The organism is Streptomyces rapamycinicus NRRL 5491 (assembly GCF_024298965.1).
Taxonomy (GTDB): Bacteria; Actinomycetota; Actinomycetes; order Streptomycetales; family Streptomycetaceae; genus Streptomyces; species Streptomyces rapamycinicus.
This window is the reverse complement of the sequence record NZ_CP085193.1, coordinates 384,919-397,362: the sequence shown is the minus strand read 5'-3', so window position 1 is coordinate 397,362 and position 12,444 is coordinate 384,919. Positions and strand designations below refer to the sequence as shown.

Sequence of the window (12,444 nt, the reverse complement as noted above, 5' to 3'; positions counted from 1 at the left end):
CGACACGAAGGAACCCACGATGAGCGCCACTTCCCGGAAGATCGCCTTCATCGGCCTGGGCATCATGGGCGGCCCGATGGCCGCCAACCTGGTGAAGGCCGGACACACCGTCACCGGCTACAACCGCGGCCGCGCGCCGGTGGACGCCCTGGCCGCGGCCGGTGGCCGGGGCGCCGACAGCATCGCCGAGGCGGTGCGCGAAGCCGAGGTCGTGATCACCATGGTCCCGGCCGACCCGCAGGTGAAGGAGGTCGTCCTAGGCGAGGGCGGCGTCCTGGAACACGCCGGGCCGGGCACCTTGCTGATCGACATGAGCAGCATCACCCCGCAGACCTCGCTGGAGGTGGACGCCGCCGCGCGGGACAAGGGTCTGCGTACGCTCGACGCCCCGGTGTCCGGCGGCGAGGCGGGCGCCATCGAGGGGGCGCTGTCGATCATGGTCGGCGGCGACCCGGACGACTTCGCCGATGCCGGGCCGGTGTTCGAGGCACTGGGCACCACCATCGTGCACGTCGGCCCGCACGGGGCCGGACAGACGGTCAAGGCCGCCAACCAGCTGATGGTGGCCATCCACCTGCAGTCCCTGGCCGAGGCCGTGGTCTTCCTGGAGAACGCCGGCGTGGACCTGAAGGCGGCGCTGGAGGTCCTGGGCGGGGGCCTGGCCGGCTCCACCGTCCTGGCCCGCAAGCGGCAGGCGGTGCTCGACCGCGATTTCAAGCCCGGCTTCCGTATCGACCTGCATCACAAGGACATGGGCATCGTCACCGACGCGGCACGGGCCGTGGGGGCGCCCCTGCCGGTCGGCGCCCTCGTCGCCCAACTGGTCGCCTCGGCCCGCGCCCGCGGCGACGGCGGGCTCGACCACTGCGCCCTGCTGCGCGGCGTCGAGCGGCTGGCCGGCCGCGCCACCCACTGAAACCCACCCCCCGATGTACCAATCGACAGGAGCATCCCCATGGCTCGAATGACCGCGGCCCAGGCGGCGGTGGAGATCCTCAAGCGTGAGGGGACCACCCATGTCTTCGGCCTGCCCGGTGCGGCGATCAATCCCTTCTACTCGGCGATGCGCACCAACGGCGGCCTGACGCATGTCCTCGCCCGGCATGTGGAGGGGGCCTCGCACATGGCCGAGGGCTACACCCGCGCGAAGGCCGGGAACATCGGGGTCTGCGTGGGCACCAGCGGTCCCGCGGGCACCGACATGATCACCGGTCTGTACTCGGCCGCGGCGGACTCGATCCCGATCCTGTGCATCACCGGCCAGGCGGCGGTGGCCAAGCTGCACAAGGAGGACTTCCAGGCCGTCGACATCGCCTCCATCGCGGGGCCGCTGACCAAGATGGCGATGACCGTGCTGGAGCCCGCACAGGTGCCCGGCGCGTTCCAGCAGGCGTTCCACCTCATGCGTTCCGGCCGGCCCGGCCCGGTGCTGATCGATCTGCCGATCGACGTCCAGATGACGGAGATCGAGTTCGACCTGGAGACGTACGAGCCGCTTCCGGTCCACCGGCCCGTCGCCACCCGGGCGCAGATCGACAAGGCCGTCGAGCTGCTCCAGGCCGCCGAACGGCCGCTGATCGTCGCCGGGGGCGGCGTCATCAACGCCGACGCGAGCGAGTCGCTGGTGGAGTTCGCCCAGCTGACCGGGGTGCCGGTGGTGCCCACGCTGATGGGCTGGGGCGCCATCCCCGACGACCATCCGCTCATGGCGGGCATGGTCGGTCTGCAGACCTCCCACCGCTACGGCAATGCCACCCTGCTGGAGTCCGACTTCGTCCTCGGTATCGGCAACCGCTGGGCGAACCGCCACACCGGCGGCCTCGACACGTACACCCGGGGCCGTACCTTCGTCCACGTCGACATCGAACCCACCCAGATCGGCCGGGTCTTTCCCCCCGACTACGGCATCGTCTCCGACGCCGGGCCCGCGCTGGAGCTCTTCGTCGAGGCGGCGAGGGAGCTGAAGGCCGCCGGAGCCCTCAGGGACCGCGGCGACTGGGCCGACGGCTGCCGGCGGCGCAAGGCCACCATGCTCCGCAGGACCCACTTCGACCAGGTGCCGGTCAAGCCGCAGCGGGTCTACGAGGAGATGAACAAGGCGTTCGGGCCCGGCACGCGCTACGTCTCCACGATCGGTCTTTCCCAGATCCAGGCCGCGCAGATGCTCCACGTCTACCACCCCCGGCACTGGATCAACGCCGGCCAGGCAGGGCCGCTGGGCTGGACCGTGCCCGCCGCCCTGGGCGTCGCGACCGCCGATCCGGACGCCCCCGTCGTCGCCCTCTCCGGCGACTACGACTTCCAATTCATGATCGAGGAACTCGCCGTCGGCGCCCAGTTCCAGATCCCCTACCTCCATGTCGTCGTCAACAACGCCTACCTCGGCCTGATCCGCCAGGCGCAGCGCGGCTTCGACATGGACTACTGCGTCCAGCTGTCCTTCGACAACGTCAACGCCCCCGAAGTGGGCGGCTACGGCGTCGACCACGTCAAGGTGGCCGAGGGGCTCGGCTGCAAGGCCATCCGGGTCTTCGAACCCGACCGCATCGGGCCCGCCCTCGAAGAGGCCAAGAAGCTCATGGCCGAGTACCGGGTACCGGTGGTCGTCGAGGTCATCCTCGAACGCGTCACCAACGTCTCCATGGGCACCGAACTCGACAACGTCAACGAGTTCGAGGAGCTGGCCACCAGCCCCGAACACGCCCCCACAACGCTCCGCGTGGCCCACGGCTGACCTCCGGGAACAGGAGTCGACGCCTCCCGCCCCGTCAGCCACATCAGGCTCGACATCTATCCCGACGGTGGCCTGGCGCGGCTTCGGCTGTTCGGCGAGCCCACCCCCGCCGGCCTCGCCGCGCTCGGGCTGCGCTGGTTCGACCTGCTGCCCGCCGCCCAGGCGGTTCAGGCTCTGGTCACCGAGTGCGGCGCGGCACCGGAATGGGCGCGGGGCGCCGTCGACAGGCGCCCGCTGACCGATCCGGACGGACTGGCCAAAGCGCTGGAGGGGTGCGAACCGCGCGTGGCCGCCCGCGTACGCGATCTGGTGGCGACAGCCCCCTGACCGATCCGGCGGACGACGCCTGGTGGATCGCCGCCCGGCCCGGAAGGAGAGGGAAACGAGTGCGGGTACTGATCGCGGCGGACAAGTTCAAGGGGTCGCTGACCGCGGCTCAGGTAGCCGAACGGCTCACCGCCGGGCTCCGGCGGGCGGCCCCCCACGCGTCGGTCGCGTCCGTACCGGTCGCCGACGGCGGTGACGGGACGGTGGACGCCGCGGTCATGGCCGGGTTCGGCCGACGCGAGATACGCGTGACCGGACCCGTGGGCAAGCCGGTGACCGCCGCCTACGCCCTGCGGAACGGTGCCGCGGTCGTGGAAATGGCCGAGGCGTCCGGGCTGCGGCACCTCCCGGCGGGCGTCTTCGCGCCGCTCACCGCCACGTCGTTCGGCACCGGCGAAGTGCTGCGCGCCGCGCTGGACGCCGGGGCCCGTTCGATCGCCCTGGGCGTCGGCGGCAGCGCGACCACGGACGGTGGCGCCGGGATGCTGTCGGCGCTCGGCGCGCGGTTCCTTGACGCGTCCGGCGCCTCGGCCGGGCCGGGCGGGGCGGCACTGGCCCGGCTCGCGAAGGCCGACCTGTCCGGGCTTGACCCCCGGCTCGCGGAGGTGGACCTCGTACTGGCGAGCGACGTAGACAACCCGCTGCTCGGACCGAAGGGCGCGGCCGCGGTCTACGGGCCCCAAAAAGGCGCCTCCCCAAAGGAGGTGGACCTCCTCGAGGGCGCCCTGCGCCACTACGCGCGAACGTGCGGGTTCCTCGACACGGCCGGGGAACCCGGGGCCGGGGCGGCCGGCGGCCTGGGCTTCGGCGCCCTCACCGCACTGCGGGCGCGGTTTCGCCCCGGAGTGGAGGTGATGCTGGACCTGCTCGGTTTCGGCGAGGCCCTGGCCCGAGCGGATTTGGTGATCACCGGTGAGGGCTCCCTGGACAGCCAGACCCTCCACGGCAAGGCACCGGCGGGCGTCGCCTCCCGGGCCCGCGCGCGCGGCCTGCCCGTGATCGCGGTCTGCGGCCGGTTGTCCCTGGACCCGGCCTCCTTGAAAGCCGTCGGCATCCACCGGGCCTACGCCCTGACCGAACTGGAACCCGACGTCCCCCGCTGCCTCACACAGGCGGGACCCCTGCTGGAGCGGGTGGCGGCGCGCATAGCGAGGGACTTCCTGCCCGTCTGAAGCCGGCGCGGTCTCGGGGATGGACAGGCCCTCCCGGGCGGAAGAAGAACCGATGGACGTCCTCGCCGGGTGTGAGTCCCGGGACGGCCTGCGTCATTCATGCTGGTTGCATGTCCGCCATGCCTGCCGCTGAGCCGTCACCGCCCGCCGCCGAGGTGCTGCGGCAGCGCTACGCGCGAAGGCTCCCCGACGCGCTCCGCCGGCCGGCCGGGCCGACCCACGGCTCCGTCCAGCTGCCGCTGCATGTGGCGTGGTCGGGACTGACGCGGTTCGATCTGGACCGACCACGGTCGAGGATGAGCATGTACCGCACGGTGCTCGCCGAAGGGCAGCACGATGACCTGGTCGCCCTGCTGAACCGGGATCTCCTCATCGACCAGTGGCCCGTCCTGCGCACGCTGATCAGCCGGGCCATCCGTGACGTGTGGGAGGAGGCTTTCCCCGAACTGGCTTCGGCCTGCCCGGGAGCCGCGGCGTGAACCTCGGCGATCTCCACCGCAGACTCCTCTCCGACGTCCTGGCCATCGGCACCCCTTACCCTCTGGTCATCACCGGCGGGTACGCCGTCCAAGCGCACGGCCTGGTCGACCGGCTCAGCCAGGACCTCGACGTAGCCACGGAGAACCCCGCACCCATGGCGGAGATCACCCGCTCCCTCGTCGCCGGGGCCGGCCGAGCGCGGCTGGCAGGTCAGAGAGGTGGGCGTGGCCCCGCTCTCCCGCCGCCTCGTGGTCACGGATCCCGCCAGCGGTGAGCAGTGCGAGGTCGGCATCCTCAAGGAGGCGTTCTGGCGCCCGCCCACGGCGACCGAGTACGGCCCCGTCCTCGCCCTGGACGACGTCATCGGCACGAAGGTGCGCGGGCTGGCCGACCGCGGTGCCGTGCGTGACCTCATGGATGTCCACGCCGCTCCCGCCTCCGAGGCGGACACGGCCACCGTGCGGGCCTGGGCCCGGGACTGGGACTGGGCCGACGACCTCACCCAGCGGCTGCACGAGGGGACCACGGACGACTGATCGGCCCCCGCCGGGGCCCGGTCATCCGAACACCGCGTCGTGGAACGCGATTTCCGCCTCCAGCATGCCGGTGAACCAGCGGGTCAGCCGCTCCTGGGGGATGTCGTCCGGCAGGGCGTCGACCTCCGCCGCGAGAGCCCGTACGCCGTCCCGGAACGCCTGGTCGGCGTGGAGCGCCACCCAGGCGCTCATCGCGCCGTCGGGGACGGCGCCGTGCTCGTGCGCCCGGGCGCACCAGGTGAGGTAGAGGCTCTCCGCGGCGAACAGCATGGTCATCACCGCCGGGTAGCCGCCTTCCCGCGCCACGTCGAGTGCGTACCGCGACAGCACCTCGGCGCGCCGGGCGGCGTCCGGCCGGGCGGGGACGGGCCAGGTGGCGCGGGCTTCGCGGAAGTAGTCCGCCTGGGTCGTGGTCAGCGCGTGGACCGCACGGGCGTTGCGCTCCAGCGCCGTCCGGTCCGGGGCGCCCCATACGGCCAGTCCGTGCAGCCGGGTGGCCGTCTCCACGAACGCGGCCTCGATCTCCAGGTAGTCGGCGTAGTCGGCGTCGCTGATCGTGCCGGCCGTGACCTCGGTGACGAAGCGCATGCGCAGCGCCTGTTCCATGACCGGGGCGGCGGCCTTCAGGAGCCGCTCGGACCGGCTCAACGGGAGAGCCACTCGACGAGGCCGCCGAAGACCCGGGCGTAGCCGTCCCACTGCTCGCAGAACGCCGCGGGCGCCCAGTGCGGGGAGCAGTCGGAGGTGAAGACGGCCGAGCGTCCCGCGCCGTATTCGGCCACCGCCACCAGGGGGTCGCCGCCCAGGGTGGCCAGGACCTCGGTGCCCGGACGTGGCCGGACGCGGTTGTAGCCGAGCAGCGGCGGCCATTCGCCGGTCACCCCGCCGAGGGCGGGATGGCCGGTACCGACGGCCGACGGGCGGCCCCCCGCGGGGAGTTCGACGCGGTCGTCCTCGGGCAGCAGCTCGACCGGCAGCACCTCGTGCAGCGCGGTGTTGCGGTAGGCGGCCTTGCCCTCGAAACCGGTGAAGGAGAGATAGCCGCCGACCATCAGCAGCCCGCCGCCGTCGCCGACCCATCCGCGCAGTGCGTCGATCCGGTCGGCCCCCGGCGTGCCCCCCTCGAACACCTCGGGGGAGAGCTGGAGGGAGTTCGCCCCGATGTCGGAGAGGACGACGACGTCGTAGCCGGCGAGCGCCTCGGCGTCGCCCGGGAACTGTCCGGGTACCAGATGCGCGGGCAGGTGGGTGACCTCGTGCCCGCGGCCCTCCAGCGCCCGGCGCAACGGCTCGACTCCGGTCACATAGCTACTGGTGGTGAACGAGTCGACCCCCTTGATGTGTGTGGACTGGGAGATCCAGCTCTCACCGGCTATCAGGACGCGGCTCACGGGGTGCTCCTTCGCAACGGGTGGTGATGGAAACGGTGGGACGTGGTCAGGACGCGGCGGCGTGCTCGAACAGCCGGGCCGGGTTGGTGTGCAGCAGGCCCGAGGCGGTCCGCTCGGGCACGCCGTGCTCGACGAGCCGGGGGAGGAACAGCTCCGGCACATAGCGGAAGCCGTTGCCGCCGTAGGCGGTGAGCATGCTCTTGAGGAACACGTCGTGGCTGAGCAGCAGCCGGTCCCCGTGTCCGCGGGCGATGAGCCCGGCGATCGCGTGCGCGGTTTCGTGGGGTGCCGGGGACTGCCCCTCGCCGGGGTAGCGGAACGGCATGCCGATCATGTCGAATTCGAGCCAGACGCCGCGGTCGGCCACCGACCGCTGATAGTCCGGGTCGGCGTGCGAGGGGTCCATATGGCACAGCACCACGGCGGCCGGCGCCACCCCGTACTCGCCCAGTACCAGGTCGAGGACCTCGTGGGCGCGGCGCTGCCAGCCGGGCAGATGGACGTAGAGCGGGACACCGGTCTCGCGCTGGGTACGCGCGGCGGCGCGCAGCGCGGTGTGCTCACCCTCGGTGAACCGCGGGGAGACCCCGATCTCGCCGATGACGCCCGGCCGGATCCCGGTGCCGTCGGCTCCCTCGGTGAACTCGGCCAGCAGAGCGACGGCCAGGCCGCGCTCGTCCGCCGGTGACAGTGGCCGGGGATGGTAGGTCTCCAGGTACCATCCGCTGCCCATGACCACCCGTACGCCGCTGTCCTCGGAGAACGCGCGCAGCGCCGCCGGGTCGCGGCCCAGTCCGCCCGGGGTGACGTCGACGATCGTGCCGCCCCCGCCGGCGGCGAACGCGCGCAGGTCGGCCAGCATCGCTTCGGTGTCGTCGAGCACACAGTGGTCGAGGCAGGCGTAGGGCTGTTCGCGCAGCAGCCAGGCCAGTCCGGGTGTGGTGCGGGCGTCGCGCAGCTGACCGAGCCGGGGGTCGGCCGGGGTGGTGACGGCCTTGCGGACGTCGTTGCGCAGATGTTCATGGGTGAGGGTGAGGCCGAGCCCGGTGCTGGGCACGGGCCCGGTCACCGTGGTCACGTTGGTGGGGGAGGGGCCGCTCATGAGCGGCCCGTCAGGTGGGCGAACAGGTCGGCCATCGCCCGGCCGCGCAGGTTGAGCCAGATCGCGGCGAGCAGCACCAGTCCGGTGACGATGGGGGTGAGGAACGGGCTCACGCCGAGCAGGTTGAGGCCGTTGGCGATGACTCCGGTGATGAGGGCGCCGATGACGGTGCCCACCACGGTGCCCCGGCCGCCGAACAGATTGGTGCCCCCGAGCACGACCGCGGCGATCACGGTGAGTTCGAAGCCCTGTCCGGAGTTGGCGGAGCCGGACCCGAGCCTGGCCGCGGTGAGCAGCCCGGCGATACCGGCGGCCACCCCGGTCAGCATCAGGGTGATCATCTTGATCCGGGCGGTGTTCACCCCCGCTCGCCGCACGGACTCCTCCTGGGAGCCGATGCCGTTGACGTAGGAGCCGAACGGCAGCTTCGACAGCAGGACCGCGCCGACGGCGACCGTGGCCAGGGCGATCCAGGCCAGCGCGGACAGTCCGAGGAAGGAGGCGTCGCCGAGCTTGGCGACGAAGAGCCGGGCGTCGATGGGGACGGAGAACCCCTTGGTCCACAGCTGCGCCAGACCCCGGACGACCGACATGGTGGCGAGGGTGACGATGAACGGGGGGATCTTCTGATACGCCGACAGCCATCCGTTGACGGCGCCCCAGAAGAGCCCGGCGAGCAGCGCCACGACGATCACCACGGAGGAGTCCCAGCCGGCCTGCAGCATCTCGGCGGCACAGGTGGCGGTGAACGCGAGGATCGATCCCACGGACAGGTCGATCTGACCGGTGCTGATCACGAAGGTCATGGCGACCGCCACGATCAGGGTGATCGCCACCTGGGTGGCCAGGTTGGACAGGTTGTTGAAGGTCAGGAAGTTGGGGGCGGCGATACCGAAGCCGAGGAAGAGCGCGAGCCCCACGCCGAGCATGGCCAGGGTGGCCTTGTTGGCGCGCTGCCAGCGGCCCGGAGGCCGGCCCAGTACGGCGGTGGTGCGCATCGCGGTGTCGGCGCTCATATCAGGCCACCTCCTCGGTGCCGGGCCCGCCATTCGCGGCGCCGGATCGGGTGATCATGGCGACGAGCCGTTCGATGTCGAGATCGGAGATCGGGGCGTCCTCGACGCTGCGCCCCTCGTACATCACGGTGATCCGGTCGCAGACCTCGAACAGGTCCTGCAGCCGGTGGGTGATCAGGATGACGCCGACGCCCTGGGCGGCGACGTCGCGGATCATCTTCAGCACCTGCCGGACCTCGGCGACGGCGAGGGCGGCGGTGGGTTCGTCCAGGATCAGCACGCGCGGGCGGAACGACACCGCACGGGCGATCGCCACGGCCTGCCGCTGCCCTCCGGACAGCTCGCCGATCTCCTGGTAGGTGGACTTCACCCGGACGTGCAGTTCGGAGAGGGTTTCCGCCGCTCGTGAGTGCATCGTGGCGCGGTCGATGAAGGGGCCCCTGCGCGGTTCACGACCGAGGAACAGATTGCTGGCCACATCGAGGGTGTCGCACAGGGCGAGGTCCTGGTACACGATGCCGACCCGCTCGCGGCGGGCGTCGGCGGGGCTGGTGAAGCGGACGTCGCGGCCGTCGATGGAGATCTGCCCGCTGTCGTGCTGGACCGCACCGGCCAGGACCTTCATCAGGGTCGACTTCCCGGCGCCGTTGTCGCCGACCAGGCCGAGCACCTCGCCCGGGGCCAGGGTCAGGTCGACGCCGCGCAGCGAGCGGACGGCGCCGAACGATTTGGTGATTCCTCGCAGGGAGACCAGCGCGCTCTCGCCCATCACTTCTCCAGGTAGTAGAGGTAGTTCTTGACGTTGTCCGGGGTCACCAGCTGGGTGGGAACGGGCACTTGCCGGCGGGTGGTGCGGCCGCAGGCCAGGTCGATCGCGGAATTCATGGCCTCGTAGCCGAACCGGAAGGTGTTCTGCTGCAGCACACCGGTGATCCAGCCGGCCCGCAGCCCGTCGACGGCCTGGCTGGACAGGTCCCATCCGACGACCTTGAGGTCCTTGGTGCGGTGCTGGCTGACCACGGCGGCGGCCAGGCCGATCAGGGCGGGCTCGCCGGTGGCGTAGGCGTACTTCAGGCCGGGGTCGCGGGTGAGCAGGTTCTCGGCGGCGGTCTGGGCGTTCTCCTGGATGTTGCGGCCGTCGACCACGTTCTGGATCTTCATGCCCTTGGCGGTGACGGTGCTGGTGAATCCTTTCTGCCGCTCGTTCTGGATGGTGCTGTTGAGCGCGCCGACGACGCCGATCCCACCGCGGTTGCCGGCCGTCTTCAGCAGGGCCTCGCCGATCCGCCGGCCGCCTTCCGCGTTGCCGACGCCGACCTGGGTGGAGACCGCGGGGTCGTCGACGGTGGCGTCCACGGCGACGACCGGCACGCCCGCCGCCTTGGCCCGGCGGATGGCGGGCTTGATGCCCTCGGTGTCGACCGCGTCCACGATGATGGCGTCGTAGTGGTTGGCCACCAGGTCGTCGATGGCGTTGGCCTGGGTGGCGGAGTCGTCGTTGCCGTTGACGATCTGGGTCTTCACCCCGGCCTTGCGGGCCACGGTCCGGGCGCCGGTGTTGATCTGGTTGAAGAACAGCGCCTGGAGGTTGATGGGCACGATACCGATCTTCGGAGCGTGGCCGCGTACGGTACAGGAGCGGGCGACCTCCGCGGGCGGCGGCGGGCCCTGCTCGGTGGTCTTCTTCTCGGCCGCCATCTCGCGGCGGGCCTGGGTGTCGCAGCCGACGGTCGTCAGCAGCAGGCCCAGCGCGACCACGGCCGTCACTTTCTGGCGCATCTGCTCTCCTTGTCCTACCTGGTGCGGGTCGGCTCCGGGGTTCCGGGAGTGGGGTGGGGGTGGGCCGCGAGCCAGGATTCGATGGCCCGCCGGTCGGGCAGCCCGTCACGGGCGCCGGGCCGGGTACAGGACAGGCCGGCGGCGACGGCGGCGAAGCGCGCCGCCTCCAGCGGCGACCGGCCCCGGTCAAGTTCGGCGCAGTACGCGCCGGTGAAGCAGTCTCCGGCCCCGGTGGCGTCGACCGTGTCGATCTCGATCGCCGGACCGTCGTGGCGTTCACCGGCCGGGGTCAGCAGGGTCCAGCCGCGCGAACCGTCGGTCACGACCAGATGGACGTCATGGTCGGCGGCGGCTTGGGCCAGGGCCGGTTCTCCGCCCAGCAGCGCGACGGCCAGCGGCCGGCCGACGACGGCGTGATCGGCCGCGGACAGCGCGGTGCGCATCGCCTCCGCCCGGTCGCAGCCGTCGAGGTCCACCACCAGGCCCGGTCCGGGCGCACCGGGCGGGGCGTCGGCGTCGGCGTCGGCGGCGGCCTCGGCCAGTGCGGCGGCGGCCTCGGGGAAGCGGTAGCCGTCGAGGTAGAGCCAGTCCGCCCCGGCCTCGCGCGCGGCCCGTACCGTACGGATGATGTGCCGGGCGTCCAGCTCGTCGTCCTGGCTGATCACGGCGCGTTCGCCGTCCGGGGTGAGCAGTACGACGGCGGTGGTGAGGGTGCCGGTGCGGGCGGTCCAGTCGGTGCGTACCCCGTCGGCGGCGAGTGCGGCCAGGAACGCCGTGCTCCGCGGCTCCGGTCCGACCACACCGGCGAACCACGCGTCGGCCCCCGCCCGGGCCGCGGCCGCCGAGGCGTTGGCGGCCATCCCGCCGTGGCCCTGGCGGATGGCGGTCGCCTGCACGCGGTCACCGGGAGCGGGCAGCGCCGGCACACCGACGGTCAGGTCGATGTTGGCGTACCCGCAGAAGACGATCACGGGAGCACCACTCCGGCCTTGGCCGCCGCGGTGGTCAGCTCGCGGACCTTGGCCCGGTCGACCCGGCCCCACCAGCGGCCGTTGTCCTTCACCGAGGACGCGACGATCACTCCGTCGCAGGCGGGCAGCAGGCCGCCGATGTTGCCCGCGGTGATACCGGAGCCGATCACCACCGGCAGGGTGGTGTGGGCGGAGATGCCCTCGACCTCCTCCAGTGAGGCGGCGTCCCCGGTCCGGGAGCCGGTGGCGATCAGCACATCGGCGCCGAAGAACTCCGCGTCCTCGGTCTGTTCGGCCAGGGTGCGGTCGGCGACGATGGCGTGCGAACCGTGCTTGACGTGCACATCGGCGAAGACCTTGACCGGACCGGCGCCGATCCGGCTGCGATAGCGGCTGGCGTGTGCCGACTGGCCCTCGATGATGCCTTCGTTGGCGACATAGGCATTGGCCCACTGGTTGACCCGTACGAATCCGCCGCCGCCGGACCAGGCGGAGGCGATGGAGCACTCGGCGGCATTGGAAAGCACGCTGACCCCGAGCCTGCCGCCGGCCCCCTCCAGCACGGCGTGCCGCACCCGGTCGGTCACCACGGCCATCGCCGCCGATGTCTCATAACCGTGTTCGCCCGGTTTGAGGAACGGGATGTCCCAGTGGTTCTCCACGATCAGCCCGTGGCAGCCGCCCTCCAGATAGGCCCGCGCCTCCTCGACCGCGAAGGCGCAGATCTCGTCCAGCGGGGCGCCCTCGTAATGCGGGCTGCCGGGCAGCGGCGGCAGGTGCACCACGCCGATGACGACCTTCGGGGTGCCGAACAGCTCGTTGACCGCGTTCGGCCGGGGCGGGAACACCCCAAGGCCGCTCGTGCTCCCGGACGTCGTCATCGCGCCACCTCAATGCAATCGATTACAGCTGAGTTGCGGAGGACCGTAGGCAGGG

Annotated in this window: 11 protein-coding genes and 3 pseudogenes; 6 read left to right on the top strand and 8 right to left on the bottom strand. The window is 71.9% G+C overall.

Going from position 1 to position 12,444, the window contains the following annotated elements:
* Positions 1 to 10: 10 nt before the first annotated feature.
* The 6 genes and pseudogenes from LIV37_RS01770 to LIV37_RS01745 form a co-directional block, all read left to right on the top strand.
* Positions 11 to 916: pseudogene (locus LIV37_RS01770) on the top strand (2-hydroxy-3-oxopropionate reductase); the annotation flags it as partial.
* A gap of 39 nt (positions 917 to 955) precedes the next feature.
* A complete protein-coding gene (gcl, locus tag LIV37_RS01765) occupies positions 956 to 2,734 on the top strand; it encodes a glyoxylate carboligase (protein WP_121825935.1) in 1,779 nt (592 codons plus the stop codon).
* 36 nt (positions 2,735 to 2,770) lie between these two features.
* Positions 2,771 to 3,061 (top strand): annotated as a pseudogene (locus LIV37_RS01760) (hypothetical protein); the annotation flags it as partial.
* Positions 3,062 to 3,120: 59 nt separating this feature from the next.
* Entirely contained in the window at positions 3,121 to 4,233 is a 1,113-nt protein-coding gene (locus LIV37_RS01755) for a glycerate kinase (RefSeq protein ID WP_020865392.1), read from the top strand.
* 119 nt (positions 4,234 to 4,352) lie between these two features.
* Positions 4,353 to 4,712 (top strand): hypothetical protein, encoded by a 360-nt coding sequence (locus tag LIV37_RS01750; protein ID WP_121826292.1) that lies wholly within the window; start codon positions 4,353 to 4,355, stop codon positions 4,710 to 4,712.
* Positions 4,709 to 5,249: pseudogene (locus LIV37_RS01745) on the top strand (nucleotidyl transferase AbiEii/AbiGii toxin family protein). Before LIV37_RS01750 ends, LIV37_RS01745 begins: the two are co-directional and overlap by 4 nt.
* A gap of 21 nt (positions 5,250 to 5,270) precedes the next feature.
* Here the strand turns inward: LIV37_RS01745 and LIV37_RS01740 are convergent.
* The 8 genes from LIV37_RS01740 to LIV37_RS01705 are packed head-to-tail and all read right to left on the bottom strand — an operon-like array spanning position 5,271 to position 12,389.
* Positions 5,271 to 5,909 carry a TenA family protein gene (locus tag LIV37_RS01740; protein ID WP_208928438.1) on the bottom strand — a complete coding sequence of 213 codons (639 nt, stop codon included), beginning with the start codon at positions 5,907 to 5,909 and terminating at the stop codon, positions 5,271 to 5,273.
* Entirely contained in the window at positions 5,894 to 6,640 is a 747-nt protein-coding gene (locus tag LIV37_RS01735) for a glutamine amidotransferase (RefSeq protein WP_020865389.1), read from the bottom strand. The genes LIV37_RS01740 and LIV37_RS01735 overlap by 16 nt, the downstream gene beginning before the upstream one ends.
* Positions 6,641 to 6,686: 46 nt before the next feature.
* The gene (locus tag LIV37_RS01730) at positions 6,687 to 7,742 is read right to left on the bottom strand and encodes a phosphotriesterase family protein (protein WP_020865388.1); all 1,056 of its coding nucleotides are present in this window, start codon (positions 7,740 to 7,742) and stop codon (positions 6,687 to 6,689) included.
* Positions 7,739 to 8,758: an ABC transporter permease gene (locus tag LIV37_RS01725; protein WP_020865387.1), complete on the bottom strand. Its 1,020-nt coding sequence runs from the start codon at positions 8,756 to 8,758 to the stop codon at positions 7,739 to 7,741. Before LIV37_RS01725 ends, LIV37_RS01730 begins: the two co-directional genes overlap by 4 nt.
* 1 nt (position 8,759) lies before the next feature.
* The gene (locus LIV37_RS01720; protein ID WP_020865386.1) at positions 8,760 to 9,527 is read right to left on the bottom strand and encodes an ATP-binding cassette domain-containing protein; all 768 of its coding nucleotides are present in this window, start codon (positions 9,525 to 9,527) and stop codon (positions 8,760 to 8,762) included.
* Positions 9,527 to 10,537, bottom strand: a complete 1,011-nt coding sequence (locus LIV37_RS01715; protein ID WP_020865385.1) for a substrate-binding domain-containing protein — start codon at positions 10,535 to 10,537, stop codon at positions 9,527 to 9,529. The genes LIV37_RS01720 and LIV37_RS01715 overlap by 1 nt, the downstream gene beginning before the upstream one ends.
* 14 nt (positions 10,538 to 10,551) lie before the next feature.
* Entirely contained in the window at positions 10,552 to 11,508 is a 957-nt protein-coding gene (locus LIV37_RS01710) for a carbohydrate kinase family protein (protein WP_020865384.1), read from the bottom strand.
* On the bottom strand, positions 11,505 to 12,389 hold the full coding sequence (locus LIV37_RS01705) for a BtpA family protein (RefSeq protein WP_121825937.1): 885 nt from the start codon (positions 12,387 to 12,389) through the stop codon (positions 11,505 to 11,507). The genes LIV37_RS01710 and LIV37_RS01705 overlap by 4 nt, the downstream gene beginning before the upstream one ends.
* Between the last annotated feature and the right edge of the window lie 55 nt (positions 12,390 to 12,444).

Excerpts from the sequence above, each read along its gene's own strand:
- gcl (WP_121825935.1), top strand. The coding sequence starts at position 956 with ATGGCTCGAATGACCGCGGCCCAGGCGGCGGTGGAGATCCTCAAGCGT.
- LIV37_RS01750 (WP_121826292.1), top strand. The coding sequence starts at position 4,353 with ATGCCTGCCGCTGAGCCGTCACCGCCCGCCGCCGAGGTGCTGCGGCAG.
- LIV37_RS01730 (WP_020865388.1), bottom strand. The coding sequence starts at position 7,742 with ATGAGCGGCCCCTCCCCCACCAACGTGACCACGGTGACCGGGCCCGTG.
- LIV37_RS01725 (WP_020865387.1), bottom strand. The coding sequence starts at position 8,758 with ATGAGCGCCGACACCGCGATGCGCACCACCGCCGTACTGGGCCGGCCT.
- LIV37_RS01720 (WP_020865386.1), bottom strand. The coding sequence starts at position 9,527 with ATGGGCGAGAGCGCGCTGGTCTCCCTGCGAGGAATCACCAAATCGTTC.
- LIV37_RS01715 (WP_020865385.1), bottom strand. The coding sequence starts at position 10,537 with ATGCGCCAGAAAGTGACGGCCGTGGTCGCGCTGGGCCTGCTGCTGACG.
- LIV37_RS01705 (WP_121825937.1), bottom strand. The coding sequence starts at position 12,389 with ATGACGACGTCCGGGAGCACGAGCGGCCTTGGGGTGTTCCCGCCCCGG.